This is a genomic window from Acinetobacter sp. CIP 102136, assembly GCF_000369685.1.
GTDB classification, from domain to species: Bacteria; Pseudomonadota; Gammaproteobacteria; order Pseudomonadales; family Moraxellaceae; genus Acinetobacter; species Acinetobacter fasciculus.
This window is the reverse complement of sequence record NZ_KB850142.1, coordinates 255,951-274,489: the sequence shown is the minus strand read 5'-3', so window position 1 is coordinate 274,489 and position 18,539 is coordinate 255,951. Positions and strand designations below refer to the sequence as shown.

Annotated in this window: 19 protein-coding genes, 1 tRNA gene and 1 pseudogene; 10 read left to right on the top strand and 11 right to left on the bottom strand. The window is 42.4% G+C overall.

The genetic code is table 11. The features are described 5' to 3' along the window. Positions 1-213: 213 nt before the first annotated feature. A tRNA-Met gene (locus tag F893_RS06760) sits at positions 214-290 on the bottom strand. Between the two features lie 175 nt (positions 291-465). Between F893_RS06760 and F893_RS06755 the strand changes: the two genes are divergently transcribed. Together F893_RS06755 and F893_RS06750 are read left to right on the top strand one after the other, a co-directional pair. Then, a complete protein-coding gene (locus F893_RS06755; protein ID WP_004730270.1) occupies positions 466-870 on the top strand; it encodes a hypothetical protein in 405 nt (134 codons plus the stop codon). Between the two features lie 240 nt (positions 871-1,110). Further along, on the top strand, positions 1,111-1,551 hold the full coding sequence (locus F893_RS06750; protein WP_004279425.1) for a universal stress protein: 441 nt from the start codon (positions 1,111-1,113) through the stop codon (positions 1,549-1,551). Between the two features lie 43 nt (positions 1,552-1,594). Here F893_RS06750 and F893_RS06745 read toward each other — a convergent pair whose 3' ends face one another. The 5 genes and pseudogenes from F893_RS06745 to F893_RS06725 all read right to left on the bottom strand — a co-directional run. Then, positions 1,595-1,936: an MGMT family protein gene (locus F893_RS06745; RefSeq protein WP_004730272.1), complete on the bottom strand. Its 342-nt coding sequence runs from the start codon at positions 1,934-1,936 to the stop codon at positions 1,595-1,597. 159 nt (positions 1,937-2,095) lie between these two features. Next, complete coding sequence (locus F893_RS06740; protein ID WP_262443118.1) at positions 2,096-3,112, bottom strand: cation:proton antiporter; 1,017 nt, start codon at positions 3,110-3,112, stop codon at positions 2,096-2,098. A gap of 57 nt (positions 3,113-3,169) precedes the next feature. Continuing rightward, positions 3,170-3,709, bottom strand: a complete 540-nt coding sequence (locus F893_RS06735) for an IS630 family transposase (RefSeq protein WP_228761479.1) — start codon at positions 3,707-3,709, stop codon at positions 3,170-3,172. A 16-nt stretch (positions 3,710-3,725) separates the two neighbouring features. Further along, a complete protein-coding gene (locus tag F893_RS06730) occupies positions 3,726-4,181 on the bottom strand; it encodes a helix-turn-helix domain-containing protein (protein WP_004647755.1) in 456 nt (151 codons plus the stop codon). 316 nt (positions 4,182-4,497) lie between these two features. Next, a pseudogene (locus F893_RS06725) lies at positions 4,498-5,031 on the bottom strand (cation:proton antiporter); the annotation flags it as partial. Positions 5,032-5,247: 216 nt separating this feature from the next. On the opposite strand from F893_RS06725, the gene F893_RS06720 reads away from it, so the two are divergent. Continuing rightward, on the top strand, positions 5,248-5,802 hold the full coding sequence (locus F893_RS06720) for a hypothetical protein (protein ID WP_004730281.1): 555 nt from the start codon (positions 5,248-5,250) through the stop codon (positions 5,800-5,802). 37 nt (positions 5,803-5,839) lie between these two features. Here F893_RS06720 and F893_RS06715 read toward each other — a convergent pair whose 3' ends face one another. Both F893_RS06715 and F893_RS06710 read right to left on the bottom strand, forming a co-directional pair. Next, positions 5,840-6,745: a KPN_02809 family neutral zinc metallopeptidase gene (locus F893_RS06715; RefSeq protein WP_005251279.1), complete on the bottom strand. Its 906-nt coding sequence runs from the start codon at positions 6,743-6,745 to the stop codon at positions 5,840-5,842. A 48-nt stretch (positions 6,746-6,793) separates the two neighbouring features. Next, the gene (locus F893_RS06710; RefSeq protein WP_004646278.1) at positions 6,794-7,720 is read right to left on the bottom strand and encodes a DUF808 domain-containing protein; all 927 of its coding nucleotides are present in this window, start codon (positions 7,718-7,720) and stop codon (positions 6,794-6,796) included. A gap of 189 nt (positions 7,721-7,909) precedes the next feature. Here F893_RS06710 and trpS point away from each other — a divergent pair, with 189 nt between their 5' ends. Next, complete coding sequence (gene trpS, locus F893_RS06705; RefSeq protein ID WP_004279419.1) at positions 7,910-8,923, top strand: tryptophan--tRNA ligase; 1,014 nt, start codon at positions 7,910-7,912, stop codon at positions 8,921-8,923. Positions 8,924-9,264: 341 nt separating this feature from the next. Here trpS and F893_RS06700 read toward each other — a convergent pair whose 3' ends face one another. Continuing rightward, entirely contained in the window at positions 9,265-10,686 is a 1,422-nt protein-coding gene (locus F893_RS06700) for a capsule assembly Wzi family protein (protein ID WP_005251277.1), read from the bottom strand. Between the two features lie 178 nt (positions 10,687-10,864). Beyond that, a complete protein-coding gene (gene lysS / locus F893_RS06695) occupies positions 10,865-12,394 on the bottom strand; it encodes a lysine--tRNA ligase (protein ID WP_004730285.1) in 1,530 nt (509 codons plus the stop codon). Positions 12,395-12,783: 389 nt separating this feature from the next. Here lysS and F893_RS06690 point away from each other — a divergent pair, with 389 nt between their 5' ends. Then, positions 12,784-13,278, top strand: coding sequence for a YqiA/YcfP family alpha/beta fold hydrolase (locus F893_RS06690; protein WP_004730287.1), 495 nt, complete (start codon positions 12,784-12,786; stop codon positions 13,276-13,278). Between the two features lie 44 nt (positions 13,279-13,322). Here the strand turns inward: F893_RS06690 and F893_RS06685 are convergent, their stop codons facing one another. Beyond that, entirely contained in the window at positions 13,323-13,865 is a 543-nt protein-coding gene (locus F893_RS06685) for an adenine phosphoribosyltransferase (protein WP_004279416.1), read from the bottom strand. Positions 13,866-14,352: 487 nt separating this feature from the next. Between F893_RS06685 and rubA the strand changes: the two genes are divergently transcribed. The 5 genes from rubA to F893_RS06660 all read left to right on the top strand — a co-directional run bounded on the left by rubA (position 14,353) and on the right by F893_RS06660 (position 18,483). Then, complete coding sequence (gene rubA / locus F893_RS06680) at positions 14,353-14,517, top strand: rubredoxin RubA (RefSeq protein WP_004279415.1); 165 nt, start codon at positions 14,353-14,355, stop codon at positions 14,515-14,517. Between the two features lie 92 nt (positions 14,518-14,609). Next, on the top strand, positions 14,610-15,788 hold the full coding sequence (rubB, locus tag F893_RS06675) for a rubredoxin reductase RubB (RefSeq protein ID WP_034435999.1): 1,179 nt from the start codon (positions 14,610-14,612) through the stop codon (positions 15,786-15,788). Between the two features lie 57 nt (positions 15,789-15,845). Further along, the gene (estB, locus tag F893_RS06670) at positions 15,846-16,784 is read left to right on the top strand and encodes an esterase EstB (RefSeq protein WP_004646272.1); all 939 of its coding nucleotides are present in this window, start codon (positions 15,846-15,848) and stop codon (positions 16,782-16,784) included. 13 nt (positions 16,785-16,797) lie between these two features. Then, positions 16,798-17,706, top strand: a complete 909-nt coding sequence (oxyR, locus tag F893_RS06665) for a LysR family transcriptional regulator OxyR (protein WP_004279412.1) — start codon at positions 16,798-16,800, stop codon at positions 17,704-17,706. 183 nt (positions 17,707-17,889) lie between these two features. Next, positions 17,890-18,483, top strand: a complete 594-nt coding sequence (locus tag F893_RS06660) for a response regulator transcription factor (protein ID WP_004730291.1) — start codon at positions 17,890-17,892, stop codon at positions 18,481-18,483. Positions 18,484-18,539 lie beyond the last annotated feature (56 nt).

Here is an 18,539-nt window from a genome sequence, read left to right as displayed (position 1 = left end):
TGCTCTCAATGATGTAAATCAGAATCGCCCAAGGAATGCTTGGGCGATTTTTTTATGCGGCAGTAAAATGAAGAATAGCCCCAACATCAAGAAGGAAAAATAATGTTTTGTGGAAACTAAAAATTAGTGGATGCTTCAAATATTTTTTTGTAGTTTGCAGTGCTTTTTAAAAGACAAAAAAAGAGACCAAGCTGAGAGCTTGGTCTTTTAAAATGGTGGCTATGACGAGACTTGAACTTGTGACCCCCGCATTATGAGTGCGGTGCTCTAACCAACTGAGCTACATAGCCGTAAACTGTGTGCGCATTATCGTAATTTCAGCTTCTATCGTCAAGCATTTTAAAAAACAAATGTTCAGTCTTTATGCAAATACGGAATAAACTTTTAAATTTTAAACAAAAAAGGGTTTTTTAGTATGTAATTCACGCATTCATAGCACCATTTAATTCTTCGAGGAATCATTAGATGTATAAAATCAAAATATTTATTTTACTCATTGGCCTTTCAAGTCTGAGTGCCTGCCAGACCATCTCGCCTATTTTCGTAGATTATAATGGCGTCAGACGTGATGTGGCACAGTGGATTAATCAGCAGCAACTGATGAGCATGCAGCAGAAAAGGTCTTTGGCACAACTCAGCAGAGCACAGCAGAAAATCGAGCGCTATCCGGAATATGATCAGAGCCAACGACTGGCGGTAACCCGGGAAAATCAGATTGCATTACATTGTGCGCGTTTACATGTGACAGAACATAAAATCCGGCAGCTACAGCAAAAAATTTATGCAGGTGAAACTCAAACAATTTTAAATCGCTATGAACAGCTGTCACCGCAAATAAAATTAGACCCGACCTCTATTCGATGTGATTAATCACTGTCTTAGGCTATCACATTAATTACATATAAATTATTAACTTAGGCTAAATAAATCACCCAATTAAATAGCTCTAAACAGGTGCTTCATTTTTTAATCTATTAGACATTATACCTATGTATTTACTTGGTTTTATTTTTATACAATACAGGCTATGATCAAAGTATAAACAACTATTCGTACCCGGTTTAACGCGTCATAATTTTATAACTCTAAATTCCCCTCAGGAGAATTCTAATGCCTTTTGAACATATTTTAGTACCTGTTGACGGTTCAGAAACATCGTATGCTGCAGTGGATAAAGCTGTAGAAATTGCCAAAGCATTTAACAGTAAAGTCACAGTGGTTCAAGTGCTGGCACTGGACCCTTATATCGCTGCGGAATATATCTCTGCGGCACAAACCAATGACCTGATTGAACGTGCCCGTACTTCCATCCTGAAAACGCTGGATGAAGCCAAAGCAAAATTCTCTGGTGCCGGTGTTGAAGTGGATACACAGCTCCTTGAGGGTCAGGTAATTTATAGCGAGATTGTCAAAGCAGCTAAAGATTTAAATTCTGACCTGATCGTGATTGGTTCCCATGGTCGCACGGGCTTCAAAAAGCTGTTCCTTGGCAGCGTAGCGCAAAGCATTCTCGGCCAAGCGGATATCCCAGTAATGGTGATTCGCAACTAAGTTATGTTTAAAATCCCCACTTTTCACCAAGTGGGGATTTTTTTTATATCTTGACCAGACCATCCCATTGATAGCGTTTTAAATCCAAGCGATCACCTTTAAGAAAAATTCCTTCCTGCATGAGTTTTTGCTGCTGGATATTCTGGCCATGTTCGTCCAGTTGCTTCACACTGATTTTCGCCTGGGCATTGATCACCCGATACCAAGGAATATCAGTGTCCGAATCTAGATGACTTAATACCCGTCCGACCAATCGCGCATGTTTGGGTAAACCTGCCAGTCTAGCAATCTGTCCGTAGGTGGCGACTTTGGCATACGGAATCTGATTGACCACAGCCAAAATCATTTCTGCCATTTCCTGACTGGCTGAACTTGTCTGGGTCATTTTCATCTCATTAATAGCTTATTTAAATCAAAAATCACAATTCACCCCCAGTAAAAAAGCTATAGGAGAGTGATTAAGCCTGATGAAATACGCTGATTCAAGCTCTCATCTCACTATAAAAACCAATCTAACAGTCTCTTGATCTTCTAAGTTTTATCTTTAGAAATTATCCGGATTTTCCAGTCTTTTTACTTCCTGAACTTTATCTGGATGATGCACCGTGGCAACGCCCTCTGCATCTTTCTGATCAATCAGAATTTCTGGCTGAAAGATAGTAATAGTCTCATTTCCTTTGGCATCTTCTCCAACAATATAGCGAAAACCCTTACGATTCATTTTATGACACATGCGTTGATACCAGCCTTTAAAGCCCTGCGTCTCTTCATTGGGATTATAATAAAACGCATTCATCACCGCAGGCAGGCCCAAGCCACATACCACACCGGACAATAGCACTACAATAAAGGTATAGCCCACCAGAATACTGCTATAGGCTTCCAGCTGAGGAACATTGGCGACCGCCAGAATTAAGGCCAAAGAAATCCCGCCCCGTACTCCGCCCCAAGACAGGATGGTCAAACTGCCGTTATAGCTTTTCTTGCTGACTTTTGGGAACATGGCAAAGGCCAGATAGTTGGCTGCAAAACGGGCCAGATGTAGAATCACAAAAGCCACCATTCCGCCCAGAACCAGACTGGTACTCAAGTCCAGAATAAACAATTCTAGACCAATCAGGGTAAACAGGAATGAATTGATAATTCCCTCAACCGTATGCCAGAAATGATTAACGTCACCAATTTCAGCATCTGCCAGGATTTCTTTCCATTTATTGCCAACAATCAAACCACCAATCACACAGGCAATTGGCGCGGAAGCATGTGCCAGCAAAGCCACCAGATAGGAACCACAAGCCAGCAAGGCCGTGGTCAAAATCAGAGATTCCATTTCATGCTTACCGCGCAAAATCCGCAAGATCGCAAAACCGAATCCGAGACCAATCAGCACCGCCACGACAATTTCATAAAGCAAGGTTTGCAGCACTGCCAGTACCGTAAAGTTTTCACCTTGCAGAACATTGAGCAAGGTCATAAATAAGGCAATACACATTGCATCATTAAACAGTGATTCGCCTACTCTACATTTACCAATATGGAATTTTACTGTAGAATTATAAATATGGAATTATTACAAAGTTAATTACTTATGTTGGTAGAAGATCGTTATAAGTATCCATTAAAAAGTAAACATGTATTCTTTTCCGAATTGGTTTGATACTTTCTCCACCCATTGCTCTATTTTGTCAGCTGTCATGACTTGAAAATCTCGCCAATAATATTTCATCTGCTTCCATACCATCTCGATTCGATTTAACTCAGGGCTATAAGCTGGAATAAAATACAGATTCGTCGAAAAGTTAGTTTTAAGTAGCTCTCTGTAATCAGCCATCTTTTTACTTCTATGAATCGAGGCATTATCAACAATAAGAACCAATGGAAGGTTATATGTCTGTTTTACTCGTTGAGCTATTCCAGTTAAATAGGCATAAAACCAAGTACTTGTCACTGACTCTTGTAAACAGCTTGTCACCAGTTTCCCCGTTGAAAGCAAACACCCCATGACATTAACTCGTTTTAATCTTATTGCATCAACCGCATGAACATCACCTATCTTTGTCCACGCATAGCGGTTATCAGGTGTAGATGAAAATCCTGTTTCATCAACATAACCTAATATAATTTCACCACGTGCCGCTTGCTCTCGTAATTCTTCAATCTGCTGTGTTGCTTGTTCAAATGCAATCGGATCTCTTTTTTTTCAAGCTATGACGGGTACGCTTGAAGACCATACCTGAATCACGTAAAAACTTACGAATGGTTTCAACAGACACGGACACTTCGTATTCTTCATGTAGTTTGACTCGGATTTGTTCTGCATTGAGTGGACTTGTATTGACCCAATCTAGGATTTTCGCCTGATAGTCTGAGATCAATGTATTGGGTCGACCTGAGCGATGACCTTCTTTAATCGATTCAAACTCATACAATTCCCAACGTCGGCGTTGTAGCCTTATGGTTTCTGGGATACGTTCTTGTAGAGTGGCAACTTCCGCAACGCTTTTACCTTCGGAAAGCCAGAGAATAGTTTGGGCACGTTGCCTTTCACGCCAATGTTTTGCATGCTTGACCAGAAAAATGAGTCGTTCTCGCTGTTCTAAACTAAGTGGTACAGAAACAATTCTAGGCATGTGTGAACATCTGTTAACTAAAAAAACCTTTTCGCATCATTAGTTATTTTTGTCAACTTAAGAAGTGGGACCACCTCTAACATAGTTAAGTGCCACTTACTATCCAAGTAGGAGAAGAATTACTATCAACGGCCAAACAGCACGGTATATCCATTAAGATAAAAATATGCAATTAGCATAAAATATGGAATTTATTATTGTTTTTATGCTGATTTTATCAATAAAAAGTATAGAAATATGGAATTTTAAATACGATTCAATATCCCAATGTATTTCAATGCTTTATCGAAAATTCCATATTACTAATTATAGTGTACTCACCTTCAAGCTTGACAATCAAATGATGCGGTGCGCGAACCGAACTCAATACGCCTTTGATGCCGATCGGATCTGTGGCGCCCAAGGCCGCCCCTAGCAAGAGCAAAACCAGCAGGTCAACATGTTTACCAATCAGGAACTGATAACCATACAACACCACACCAAAGAACACTGCACAGAACACCAAAGCCAGACCAGCCAAAATACTGATCGGCCGCCAGTGGTTACGCAAATCTGAGACCTTAAACTTCAGCGCAGATGAAGTCAGGATAAAACAGATCACACCATTGATCAGAAAGTCATAGAAATCGACGTGACGAACAGCCTGCTCGATATTGTCAATATTGATGCTAAAGAATGGATTACCATGCAGTAAACTGGCGCCCCACTGCAAAATGAAAACAAAGATTGCAGAGACAATAGGGACACCGATCGCTTGCGGAAAGCCTAAAACGCGCTTATTAAACATGGTCGTGGCAATAGACAGAGCAAAGACCACCGTGAGTAGCTGAAGAAAAAAGAAATTTCCCATTCGGTTTCCTAAAATCGGGCGATATGGAGCACTATGCGCCGAGAGGCGTTGTTAAAATAGAGATTTAAATAGCAAGGTATTCTGGCAAAACAAGTTTAGTCCGCTTTTTTATCGAATTGAGTTAAGTTTCTTTTCAGTATTTTCGAATGATGATTTAACATACAGATCAGCACTCGGCTTTTGCTTTCCCATCATTCTATTTTGAATTTTTCTCCCATGCATCAAACTGTCAAAACCATTTTTCGTCTCTGTTTTGCCAGCGTGATTTTTCTGATCACGTTGTCCTTATGTTTTACCTGCTTTGCTAAAATTCAGGAAATTCTGCAAGCAGAACAGCATTATCAGCAAGCCACCAGCATTCCCTTACAAAGTTCAACCGGGGAGCAGTATGTATTGGTGTCCAATAACCAGCGACCGGACAATGCCATTTTTATTCTGATTGCAGGAAATGGTTATGTGGCCAAAATCAATTGTGAGCATTACAGCGCTTTATGTAGCGATGAAGACAATCAATCGCATACCCGACAAATCCAGAGCGTTGACTTAATTAAAGCGGGAAATCTCTTCTATATTGAAAAAATCCAGTTCAGAGATAGCCGGACTGGCAAAGCAACTGCTTTAGAATATAACAAACAAGATATTCAGCAGTTTTATCAAAATGACATGAGCAACCTCAAATATACGGTCTTTGCAATTGCACTGTTTGCTTTGGCTGCATTATTCGTCAGTATCAAGATATTAAGAAATTTCCGGCGTTTTCTGCATAAATAAAAAAAGGAGCATCTGCTCCTTTTTTTATCGAAGTCATTTAAATATTTTGATTAAAGGTATCACAATTCGCAACCTGACCGGATTTCAAGCCGGTATTAAACCATTGTACCCGCTGCGCGCTGCTGCCATGAGTAAAGCTGTCCGGCACCACCTGCCCGCGGGCACGTTTCTGCAAATAGTCATCGCCAATTTTATGAGCGGCATCCATCGCTTCCTGCACATCGCCCTGTTCCAAAAATTGGGTTCGCTCATGATTATGGTAAGCCCAGACGCCGGCCAGACAGTCTGCCTGCAATTCCTGACGCACTGAAAGCTGATTACTTTGCACTTCGCTTGCTTGCTGACGTGCTTGCTGTACTTGAGAAGAAATACCTAAAATCGTCTGGATATGATGCCCCACTTCATGGGCCACGACATAGGCCAGCGCAAAATCCCCCGCCTGATCATTACGGGAAAGTTCGGTGGCATTCTGTTCTCCAGTAATGCCCATTTGACTGCGCATATCTTTAAAGAATGCCGTATCGATATACACTTTCTGGTCTGTCGGGCAGTAGAAAGGCCCCATCGCCGCCTGAGCCGTACCACAACCAGAATTCACGATGCCGTTAAACAACACCAGTTTCGGTGGGACATACTGCTGATTTAACTGCTGCTGAAACACCTGATTCCAGGTATCTTCAGTATCTGCCAATACAGTTCCAACAAAATCAATCGACTCCTGCTGTTCTGGCGTGGGATTTTCCAGGCCACGTGTTTCTGCCGCACCCGATACCCCCTGAGTGACCTGCTTGGTGGTTTGATAAGCCTGTTGTGGATCGACACCGAAAAACTTCCAGGCCACAAAGGCCACAATCAATCCAACAATACTGATTCCGCCAGCTTTGGCACTACCACCGCGACGGTCTTCTACATTGCTACTGACACGACGACCTTTCCAACGCATAGTCTTTTCCTTTTCTTAATCTGCTTAATATCCAGATATTTCCACACCTTAAGCTTTTGATGATTTAGGCCAGATTTTCTTAATCAGGCTGATGACCAGCATGACCAGCAGACCCGCTAAAATTCCTACAGCGAAATTAATCAAGGTCGGCGTAACAGCACCCACAATGTTGCCAATGCTGGGAATATCCTGCACATAAGCAACACTGTCTTCAGTAAAGTGATGAATAAAAGGAATTGCATGGTTAATAATTCCACCGCCCACCAGAAACATCGCAGCGGTCCCAACAATGGAGAGAATTTTCATTAAGATCGGGGCAAATGCCAACAAGCCACGTCCTATTTTTTGTTTAAAATCGGACTGCTGTTCAGTCAGATGCAGACCGATATCATCCAGTTTGACAATCAGCGCAACAAAACCATAAACACCAATGGTCATCACCACCGCGATCAGGCTTAAAACAGTCACTTTGGTCAGCATCGAGGCTGCGGCGACCGTTCCCAAAGTAATCACGATAATTTCAGCAGACAGGATAAAGTCAGTGCGAATAGCACCTTTGACTTTTTCATTTTCAAACTGGTGCAAATCCATTTCTGTATGAATCAATTGCTCACGCGCCTGTTCCGCGTCCTTGGCCTTCGGTGTATGCAAGGTATGAATAATTTTTTCCACGCCTTCATAACATAGGAACAAACCACCCAGCACCAACAAGGGATTAATCAGCCAGCCTGCAATAAAGCTGATTAATAATGCCAGCGGCACCAAAATCAGTTTATTAACAAAAGAACCTTTGGCAACTTTCCAGACCACCGGTAATTCACGATCAGCCCGCACACCTGTCACTTGCTGCGCATTTAAAGCCAGATCATCACCAAGGACGCCTGCTGTTTTTTTTGCTGCCATTTTGCTCATGACAGCGACATCATCCAGAACAGTAGCAATATCATCTAATAATAGTAATAAACTGCTCGCCATACTTATTATCCTTATCTTCTTTCCAGATAGTTTAATCAAAATTCTTAAAAATATTGTATTCACTTGTTTAATTTATAAGATTTTTTTACGACAGCTTTTTTTCTGGCTGACAATCAAAAACAGAATGCCGTACAATGTTGCCATTCGTTAAAATACAGCTGTAGTACTGACTACCCTTTGGAATAGATAATGAGTAATCAAGATAATCGTCCAGTGATCTTGACGGGCGACCGTCCTACCGGACAACTCCACCTCGGCCACTTTGTGGGTTCATTACGCTCTCGTGTAGGTCTGCAAGATTCTCACCATCAACACTTGTTACTCGCCGATGCTCAAGCCCTAACTGATAATGCGGACAATTTTGAAAAAGTACGTCGTAACATTATTGAAGTGGCGACGGATTATCTGGCTGTCGGTATTGATCCAACTAAAACCACAATTTGTGTTCAGTCATGCTTACCTGCCTTAAATGAACTGACCATGCTATATCTCAACTTTGTGACTGTTTCACGTCTTGAGCGTAACCCGACCATTAAATCTGAAATCCAGATGCGTGGTTTTGAGCGTGATATTCCAGCCGGCTTCTTGTGCTACCCGGTGGCTCAAGCTGCTGACATTACAGCATTTAAGGCAACGGTTGTTCCTGTGGGTGAAGATCAAATTCCAATGATCGAACAGACCAACGAAATCGTGCGTCGTTTAAACCGTCAAATTGGTCATGACCTGCTACCAGAATGTAAGGCACTTCTTTCCAATGTTGGTCGCCTACCTGGTTTTGATGGTAAAGCAAAAATGTCGAAATCTTTGGGCAATACCATTGTGCTGGATGCGACAGATAAAGATATTAAGAAAGCCGTCAATGCAATGTATACCGATCCGAATCATCTGCGTATTGAAGATCCAGGTCAGGTCGAAGGCAATGTGGTATTTACTTATCTAGATGCCTTTGACCCAAATAAAGAAGAGCTGGAAGAGCTCAAAGCCCATTATCGTCGTGGTGGTTTAGGCGATGGTACAGTGAAAAAACGTCTGGAAAGTATTTTAAAAGAATTGATCGGCCCAATTCGTGAGCGTCGTATTGAACTGGCTAAAGATCCCGATTACATCATGGATATCCTGAAAACCGGTACGGATAAATGTCGCGATATTACCCAGGCGACACTGGATGAAGTTAAATCTGGCCTCGGTGTATTCCATTTTTAATTAGAAAAAATTGCTCTTAAAAGCTCTTCTGATGAAGAGCTTTTTTGTTTAAGCTAAAATTGCGCAAAAATGATGCAAATATCCCCACATAATCTTCATAGTTTTAACCTTATTTAACATGTATTAACATGAATACTGATGAGTCATATGAGAATGCATCCTATTATGATTGTATTCAGTAAGGAATCAGATTTAACTCTCTCCACAGTTAATGAAGTATTTTGAAAGACATTCCTTTTTCTACGCAATGACAACCCCAATCATTGCGTTTTTTTTGTTTATAGTTTTTCAAAATGCTAAAAAAATCCTGCGTTTAAGCAGGATTTAATCATGGCTAAGAATTAATTACTGAACAAGCCTTTTTCTAATGGTATTTCGATACCTAAAGAAACTCCGCTATCTCGACCATTTACCTTTGAATCACCGACCCATGCATTAATTTTAAGCGGCATTTCTGGACGGATATAATGTGACCAGGTCAAATCCAGTGCTTTAATCTCATCATTAAAAGCAAAAGCAGCATTATTAACGGCGGCTCGTTCCGATTGATTCACATCAGCAAAAAGTATACGACCCGATAAGCGGTTCATAAAATCAATACGAATGTCTCCACCCACGGAAATCATCTGCGCATCACCACCTAAAGCATGTGCTAAAGGATAACCATGCTGATAAAATCCATCGGTATAATTCGTATGGTTATAGGAAATACCTTGAACCTTGCCATTAGTACGGGTATCTACCCATTCTGTGTAGAGCTGATATGGCATATTTTTTACAGTGGAAGAATAGTCAATTCCAGCCAAATACATTTTTTTTGCAGGTAAGCCCCCAGCCTCATCCTCTCCTACATATTGAGCATATAGACCTACCGGAATTTGGGTAAGAGAAAATAAATTTAACCGCGCATCGAAGCCGGCAATCTGGTTAGATGGGTCTGGTTCACCTGTACCCCCATTATCTTTACTACCCACAAAAGCATCCCACAGCGAACTTAAACTTTCAGGTCGTCCTTCCCCACCCCACTGAATCGCACGCGAGGCACCAAGCTCTAAATAAGGTAAAGGCTGTGCTGTAACACGCAAACCAATCAATTTGGCGTCTGGAACTGCACTATAGTCATCGAGTTGACCGGCAAAAGCCTGATATTGCCACGGCCCAATCCAAGATAACCATTTATTTTCAAATGCTGTCTGTTCTGCACGTTGAACTGTAAAGCCATAGACTGGACGACTGGCATCACCACGAATCAAGCTGCCATCATGGCTTGGGCCCCAGTAAGTTGGAATCTGCCCAGCAATCAACCATTGATTCCAAAGTTTTCCTGCCAGATAAGAACCTTCAAGATTTACATCCTGATCATTATCAATTTGTGGATCTTTTTCAGCATTCACCCTGATCTTGGCATCCCAATTCGCACTGCCAGCATTAAACTCTAAAGCTGCCTGATATTGTGCTTTTTGCTGATCCCCGAAAGCCTGTGGAATATTTTTTTGATCGGTTTCTGCAAATACACCCAATTTTAGCTGTTGATTATCTGCCTTTAGTTTAGCCAGAACCGAATCGATTACACGCTGCTGTACAGTATTGCTGATCTGCGCATTTGATAAGGCTCGTTGAATTTCATCCCCACTCAGTGGCCAGGTTGAGGTACTGATTTGAATAACCCCTTGCTGGTTTAACCAGTTCAGATCAGCACGCAAATTTGCATCATTTAGAACCAGACCCTGAGCAAAAGCAGGAAGCGCAAGCGTAGTCAGCAATACACTCAATAATGTTTTTTTAGCAACATGGGATGAATATTCTCAAGTTTATTTTCTGCTTCACCATAATCGCTCCTATGTTAATTTTCAACGATTAAACTGTTGTTTTTTACTCAAGCTTTCAGATGTATCGACAAAAAATAACCCACACAATGGTGGGTTATTTTTAATTCAGCATTTAAGCATTTTTATGACGCATATGCGGGAACAAGATCACATCGCGGATACTTGCTGCATTGGCAAAGATCATCACCAGACGGTCAATACCAATACCCTCACCTGCTGTTGGAGGAAGACCGTATTCCAGAGCTTCGACAAAGTCTGCATCGTAATGCATGGCTTCATCATCACCAGCATCTTTTTCAGCAACCTGTGCCTGGAAACGTTCAGCCTGATCGATTGGATCATTTAGCTCCGAGAAGCCATTTGCCAGTTCACGACCGCCGATGAAGAATTCAAAACGGTCAGTAATGTGTGGATTGTGATCATTACGGCGTGCCAATGGAGAAGTTTCTGCTGGATATTCTGTAATGAACGTCGGCTGACGCAATTTGGTTTCTACGGTTTCTTCAAATACCATGGTTTGCAGTTTGCCCAGACCAAAACCTGGCTTCACTTGCTCTTTCAATTCTTCCTGAAGGAATTTTGCCAGGAACTCCCGGTCATTGACATTTTCAGGAGTAAATTGCGGGTTATTTTCCAGAATCGCATCGAACATTGAAATTTTCTTGAATGGCCCTTTGAAGCTATATACTTCATCGCCATAAGGCACGTCAGTCGTACCCAAGATATCAATCGCCAGACGCTCCAGCATTTGCTCGGTCAATTCCATCAAGTCTTTGTAATCTGCATAAGCCTGATAGAATTCGATCATGGTGAATTCAGGGTTGTGACGGGTAGAAACACCTTCGTTACGGAAGTTACGGTTAATTTCAAACACACGTTCAAAACCGCCGACCACCAAACGCTTTAAGTAAAGCTCTGGCGCAATACGCAAGAACAGCGACATGTCCAGTGCATTATGATGTGTTTCGAAAGGACGTGCCGATGCACCGCCTGGAATCACATGCATCATTGGCGTTTCAACTTCCATATAACGCTTTTCAGTCAGGAAGGCACGGATACCCGCTACGACTTTGGCACGAATCTCAAAAGTTTTACGTGTTTCTTCGTTAACAATCAGATCTAGATAACGTTTACGATACTTTACTTCAGTATCGTTCAAACCATGGAACTTGTCTGGAAGCGGACGTAATGATTTGGTCAGTAATTCAAAATGTTCGATGTGTACATACAAATCGCCTTTACCCGAACGGCCGATATAACCTTCGACTGCGATGATATCGCCAAGGTCCAGACCTTTAATGGTAGCCAGCACATCTTCAGCGAGTTCTTTACGCGCCACATACAGCTGGATACGACCTGTCATGTCCTGGATCACGATAAATGAACCACGGTTCAACATCACACGACCGGCAACTTTGACGTAGACCTTTTCGCCTGCTTCAATTTCTTCTTTAGATTTATCAGCGAACTGGTCTTGTAAATCCTGGGCATAATGCTCACGCTTAAAGGTATTCGGCCATGGGCTCTTACCTGTTTCTTGTGCCTGAGCTTCGATTTGCTTTAACTTGGCATGACGCTGTGCAATTAAATCGTTTTCGGAAATGATTTGTTCAGAAGTCGATTGAGCGTTATTTTGCGTCATCTCTGCCTCGAATAAGATTAGTTAAAAAATAGAAGTTGCATAGAATAGCAGAAATCCTTCTCAAATCGTAGCGCAAACACTCTCAGGAACCGGCTTTTCTTTGGAAAAATCCACTATCTTGCTATTTACACCATTCGGTTCAGCCCGTCTTTCACTCTTTTAAATTCCCTTTCTTCAAACTTATTGCAGCACCCAGCTGCTCTCAGTTGGGATTAAAGTCTAAACCAGACAAGTCTTATATAAATTCATTGCACTGCAAAACTCCGGCTTAGACCAATAGCTAACTGCCTTGTATACCCAGACGTTCTACAATGACACTCAGCTTCAAGATGATGTGCCAATCAACAAATAACCAATATGGCATATCCCATAAAAATGAGTAATGTACTATGTCTAAGATTTTGTTTATACATGGCTTAGATTCCTCCAGAGAATCCACCAAGTTCCATGCCATTGATGTGGTACACAAGTACTGTATCGATGTCGATTACCGAAATCTGAGCTATAGTTCGGTCGCCGAGTTTTATCATGAGATGATTGAAACCATCAAACCAGATATTCTGGTCGGCCACAGTCTTGGCGGTTATTGGGCACTGAAAATGTCACAGGCGTATCAAATTCCCTGTGTAGTGGCCAATCCCATTTTGCAGCCTAACTTCCGCGATGATTATCCGCCGATTGGGCATCACGATTTACAGCATGACATTCCTCAATTTGCCTATCTTGAACTGGGCGATGAAATTCTGGATATGCATGCGGTTCAGACACAACTTGAAGACTATATGCAAATTCAGGCAGTTGATGGCGGCCATCATCGTCTGGAACATCCTGAGCAAATTAATACGCTGATTCAGGAAATCGAAGATCATTTTATCAGGCAATAAAAAAGCCCCACAATTTCGGGGCTTTTTTTACAAAAAATTATGACTTAAGCAACTGCCGCTTCAGGCTGAGATTTGTCATCCAATACTGACCAGATATCCAGGCCTAATTCAGCATGCAGGTCAGGAAGATCAAGGAAGATACTTGCACCAAGTACTTCATGTTGACATTTTTGAGCCAGTTCATTCACTGCTTTTAAGGTTCCGCCACTTGCCAGAACATCATCCACAATAATTACTTTCTGGGACTGAACTTCCGCAGACATTTCTAAACGATCCAGACCATATTCCAGGCTATAACCCACACCGACCACTGGAGGTGGCAATTTACCTGCTTTACGCACCAACAATAAGCCTTTGCCTGTACGTTGTGCCAACAAGCTTGCCAACACAAAACCACGCGCTTCAACCGCAATAAAGCTTTCTACTTCTGCCAGTTTGTCAGCAGGAATGCTGGCAATCAAAGCGTCAGTCAATGGACCAATATTGCTCATGAAAAGTGGGGTCAAATCAAAGAAGCAAATTCCTGGTTTTGGAAAATCTTGGACCGTACGAATGTGAGACCACAAAGAAGTAGACAAATTGCTCATGGGAGATCTTAAAAAAAGAAAAGGAATATGGGAATTTTAAACCTATTTGAGTAGAGCGGACAAGCCAAGCTGCCTAATAAAAACCCGACATTTAATGACAAGATATTGATTTTATTATATTGATTTATTTTAAAAATATTTAATCCAGACTTTACTGATTCTAAATTACCTAAAAACTCAAGTTTTTACTGCACGACTTTGGTCTATCCCACAAGATAAACGCTCATTTTTGCCATCCTCAGCTTTTGATCCTTTAATCGCCTGCGCCAGAAAAGCTGATTGGCGTGATTTTCAGATAAATGAGGAATGTGTCGTCTATTCTGCTGCTAATTTCGCTGATTAAGCTTTTATTCACTTTACTTTCTGAATAGAACTGCGTAAAAATTTAGCCAAATATGTTCACTGTTAAAAAGTCATATTCTTTTAGAGTCTTGCCTTTTATGGATTTTAAGCTGACGCCTACAGTTGCTCAGTTTTGGAGAGTTACATGAGAAAGTTTCAATGCATCGTATGTGGATGGATTTATGACGAGGCAGAAGGTTGGCCTCAAGACGGGATCGTGGCGGGCACCAAATGGGAAGATATCCCCGATGACTGGACCTGTCCAGATTGCGGCGTGTCTAAAGTCGATTTCGAAATGATCGAAGTCTAATCACGTCCAGTTAAAGGCCATATCCATTATGGTCTTTTTTTATGCCCTTCTATCATTTATACAGCATGGAGCTCTACCATATGGAAACAACTATGCATCCTATCGTCATTATTGGTTCAGGTATGGCGGGTTATGCCGTAGCACGTGAATTTCGTAAACTCAATCCAGAACATGAATTGCTGATGATCTGTGCGGATGATGCGGTCAATTACGCCAAACCGACGCTCTCCAATGCTTTGGCTGGCAATAAAGCGCCTGAACAAATTCCATTAGGCGATGCGGCTAAAATGTCAGCACAGCTGAATATGCGCATTGAACAGCATACCTGGGTCAAGGCGATTCATCCGGAAGATCATCAGTTGGTTTTGGAAAAAGATGGCCAGGAAAGTACGCAACATTATAGCAAACTGGTATTAGCCATCGGTGCCAATCCGGTACGTCTGGCGATTGCCGGGGACGCTAGCGATGACATTCATGTCGTCAACAATTTAAGTGACTATAAAGCTTTCCGTAACAACCTGGCAGCACGTGAAGACAAACGTGTAGTGATTTTAGGTGCAGGCCTGATCGGCTGTGAATTTGCCAATGACCTGCAAAATACCGATCATCAGGTTACCGTCATTGATTTAGCGCCTCAGCCGCTTGGCCGTTTATTGCCAGAACATGTTGCTACTGCATTCCAGAAGAATCTTGAAGAAACCGGCATTCACTTTGTCTTGGGCACAACAGTCGAAAAAGTCTCTCGTGCGGACAATGGGGATTATCTGGTCACGCTGGCCAACGGTCAGTCTTTGGTCGCTGATGTAGTGTTGTCTGCGGTGGGCTTACAGCCGAATATTTCTTTGGCGAAACAGGCAGACGTACATACCAGTCGCGGAGTTTTGACCACCGCACAACTGGAAACCAACCAAGCCGACATCTATGCTGTAGGTGACTGTGCCGAGGTCAATGGAACTTTATTGCCTTATGTCATGCCGATCATGCAACAAGCCCGCGCTTTGGCAAAAACCTTAAACGGTGAACATACCGCTGTACATTATCCGGCTATGCCAGTGGCAGTCAAAACGCCTGCTGCACCTTTAACGGTATTACCTGCACCAGTTGATGTTGATGTCACCTGGGAAACTGAAGAGTTTGACGATGGCATGCTGGCTAAAGCGCTCGATGCTAACGGCACCTTACGTGGTTTCGTGCTTTTGGGCGCCACTGCAGCCAAACAGCGTCTGGCCTTGACCAAACAGGTTCCTGACTTGATTCCTGCTGCGGTTTAGAGGTTTAATAGCAAGGATATTTTTTAAACGAAATATCCTTTAATTAGGACAGCGACTATGTACAGCGCAGCACAGTTTAATCTTTCCCCTTATACCTCGTTCATGCATGAAACCAAGGTCGATCTTGGCAATGGGATCCAGCTACATGTCGAGGTTGGTGGAAATCCGGAACATCCCACCATTTTGCTGATTATGGGGCTGGGTGGGCAAATGCTGTACTGGCCTGACTTTTTCTGCAAATCACTGATTGACAATGGTTATCACATCATCCGTTTTGATAATCGTGATATTGGCCTGTCTTCAAAAGTCCATCACAAAGGTCCACGCCTGAATACCCTGAAAATGATGAGCCGTTTTGTACTGGGTCTGGGTAATCAGGGTGCACCTTATGATCTTTACGATATGGCTGAAGATGTCAGTCTGTTGATTGAAAAAATGCAGCTGGAACAAGTCTATGTGCTGGGTGCTTCGATGGGCGGTATGATTGCCCAGATTCTGGCCGCGCGTTATCCGGACAAAGTCAAAAAACTGGGCTTACTGTTTACCAGTAATAACCAGCCGATGTTGCCACCGCCCTTCCCTAAGCAACTCTTTAGTTTGATTGACAAACCGGCTTCAACAGATGAAGATGGCATTGTTGATCATAGTTTGAAACTGTTTAAGATCATCGGCTCACCAGGTTATGTCAATCATCTGGAAGCGGTGCAGACCGCCCGTAAATTATATAAGCGAAGTTACTATCCTGCTGGTGTACTTCAACAGTTTTTAGCAATATTATGTACAGGCTCATTGCTGCAACTGGACAAGCAAATCAAACAAGAAACCCTGGTGGTCCATGGTTCTCGAGATCGATTGCTGCCTCCTAGCCATGGCAAGGCTGTTGCGAAAGCAATTTCAGGGGCTAAATTTGAATTAATTGATGGAATGGGGCATGATATCCCACCGCATTTTATTCCATATCTTAGCGAATTATTTGCTGATCATTTTAAATCATAAACATTAGGACACTATGGCTGCATTACCATCCCTAAGACAGCTGTCATACCTCGTAACACTGTCAGAGACGCTACACTTTACAGAAGCTGCTCGCCGCTCCTTTGTCACCCAGTCAACCTTGTCTGGCGGCATCATGGAGCTGGAGCGTTTACTCGGTGGCGTACTTGTTGAACGCGACCGCCAGAATGTTCGTTTAACGCCTCTTGGTGAACAAGTGGTTGCACGCGCACGTGTTCTACTGGCCGATGCTCAGGACCTAATGCGTTTAAGTCGTGAGATGAGTGAACCTTTAACCGGTGATCTACATCTCGGCGTCATTCCAACAATTGCACCTTTCCTATTGTCCCAGCTGCTGGATGAAGTGCATAAGCAATTACCAAAAATCCAGTTGCATCTGCATGAAGCGCAAAGTGAAAAGATTGTAGAAAAGCTGGAACATGGCAACCTGGATATGGTGGCTTTGGCATTGCCTTTCGACACCCGTGGTCTGAAAGTTGCTGAAATTGCCAAAGAGAATCTGTATCTGGTTTACCAAAAATCTGATCAGCATGCTGCACAAGCAAACTCTTTAGAAGATCTGGATCTGTCTCGCCTGATGTTACTTGAAGAAGGTCATTGCCTGCGTGATCATGCCTTGAGTGCCTGCCCGATTGGTGAGCGTAAAAATGATCACCGTTTAAAAGCCAGCTCACTGCCGACTTTAATCGAAATGGTGTCTGCAAATCTGGGCTTTACCCTGCTGCCTGAAATTGCGATCCATACCAATATGATTAAAGGCAATCCTGAGATTCAGGTAAAAGCGATCGATTCAGCCCCAAGTCGTACCCTGGCATTGGTAACCCGTAAAAGCACACCGCTGCAAAGCGAGTTTGATGTGCTATTACAGATTTTCCAGAAAATCACTCAGCACGATGCTGCCTGATCTATAGATAATAAAAAGGAGCACATGTTGCTCCTTTTTTATATCTTGAATTGAATGCATCCAGTCCGCCTAGAAACTTAGAATCTCTACATTTCAGCTAAATTACTATTCTTTGGGATAGGCATTTTCATCTGCCTGATTCACAGTATAGCTCTCTATCAGCATCTACAGGATCGCGTTTTATTGGCTAGCCTTTTGCCTGCACCAGTTTTAGTGATTCGTTCACCAACTGGACTCGACCTGTTAAAAATCCAGACCGTACTGCTGCAACTGGGCTATCAGCCAGATATGCTGCTGTATGCGGACAATATGTTGTCTGCACAGTCTATGATTACTGAACATCTGCCCAACCTGATTCTTTATCATGCAGCAACAACTTCAGAGATCAGTTTGATCCGTCAGCTGAAACAGCAAAGCCCAGATACACCTGTTATTGCCATATTCAATACGAATTCCACAGCACTCATTTATTCAGCCTTGTTGTCCGGCGCTGATAGCTATATACAGCATCATGATTCATTACCCCAGTTCGCTGAAAGTCTGAAAATTATCTTGCACGGTGGAGCCTACATTCATACTGAATTGGCAGACTATATCCTGCACCAGCCCAGCGCTAAAACCTGTCTCGACTTCGCTGAATTGCAGTTACTAAAAGTAATAAGTCAGTATACATTGCAGGCCGAACGACAAAACCAGCTCGAGATGAAGGACTATCAGATATATAGCCGAGTCAAACACATCTATCGAAAACTAGTCAGACTCAGCTTAAACAGCTAAATTCTATATTCGGAATAAAAAAGAGGCTGAATATTCAGCCTCTTTAAATGCCTAAA

What these genes read in the sequence shown, in the direction of transcription:
- F893_RS06745 (WP_004730272.1), bottom strand. Translation starts at nt 1,936, where the DNA reads ATGACCCAGACAAGTTCAGCCAGTCAGGAAATGGCAGAAATGATTTTG.
- oxyR (WP_004279412.1), top strand. Translation starts at nt 16,798, where the DNA reads ATGGCTGCATTACCATCCCTAAGACAGCTGTCATACCTCGTAACACTG.
- trpS (WP_004279419.1), top strand. Translation starts at nt 7,910, where the DNA reads ATGAGTAATCAAGATAATCGTCCAGTGATCTTGACGGGCGACCGTCCT.
- F893_RS06750 (WP_004279425.1), top strand. Translation starts at nt 1,111, where the DNA reads ATGCCTTTTGAACATATTTTAGTACCTGTTGACGGTTCAGAAACATCG.
- rubB (WP_034435999.1), top strand. Translation starts at nt 14,610, where the DNA reads ATGCATCCTATCGTCATTATTGGTTCAGGTATGGCGGGTTATGCCGTA.
- F893_RS06685 (WP_004279416.1), bottom strand. Translation starts at nt 13,865, where the DNA reads ATGAGCAATTTGTCTACTTCTTTGTGGTCTCACATTCGTACGGTCCAA.
- F893_RS06710 (WP_004646278.1), bottom strand. Translation starts at nt 7,720, where the DNA reads ATGGCGAGCAGTTTATTACTATTATTAGATGATATTGCTACTGTTCTG.
- F893_RS06730 (WP_004647755.1), bottom strand. Translation starts at nt 4,181, where the DNA reads ATGCCTAGAATTGTTTCTGTACCACTTAGTTTAGAACAGCGAGAACGA.
- rubA (WP_004279415.1), top strand. Translation starts at nt 14,353, where the DNA reads ATGAGAAAGTTTCAATGCATCGTATGTGGATGGATTTATGACGAGGCA.
- estB (WP_004646272.1), top strand. Translation starts at nt 15,846, where the DNA reads ATGTACAGCGCAGCACAGTTTAATCTTTCCCCTTATACCTCGTTCATG.
- F893_RS06755 (WP_004730270.1), top strand. Translation starts at nt 466, where the DNA reads ATGTATAAAATCAAAATATTTATTTTACTCATTGGCCTTTCAAGTCTG.
- F893_RS06690 (WP_004730287.1), top strand. Translation starts at nt 12,784, where the DNA reads ATGTCTAAGATTTTGTTTATACATGGCTTAGATTCCTCCAGAGAATCC.
- lysS (WP_004730285.1), bottom strand. Translation starts at nt 12,394, where the DNA reads ATGACGCAAAATAACGCTCAATCGACTTCTGAACAAATCATTTCCGAA.
- F893_RS06720 (WP_004730281.1), top strand. Translation starts at nt 5,248, where the DNA reads ATGCATCAAACTGTCAAAACCATTTTTCGTCTCTGTTTTGCCAGCGTG.
- F893_RS06715 (WP_005251279.1), bottom strand. Translation starts at nt 6,745, where the DNA reads ATGCGTTGGAAAGGTCGTCGTGTCAGTAGCAATGTAGAAGACCGTCGC.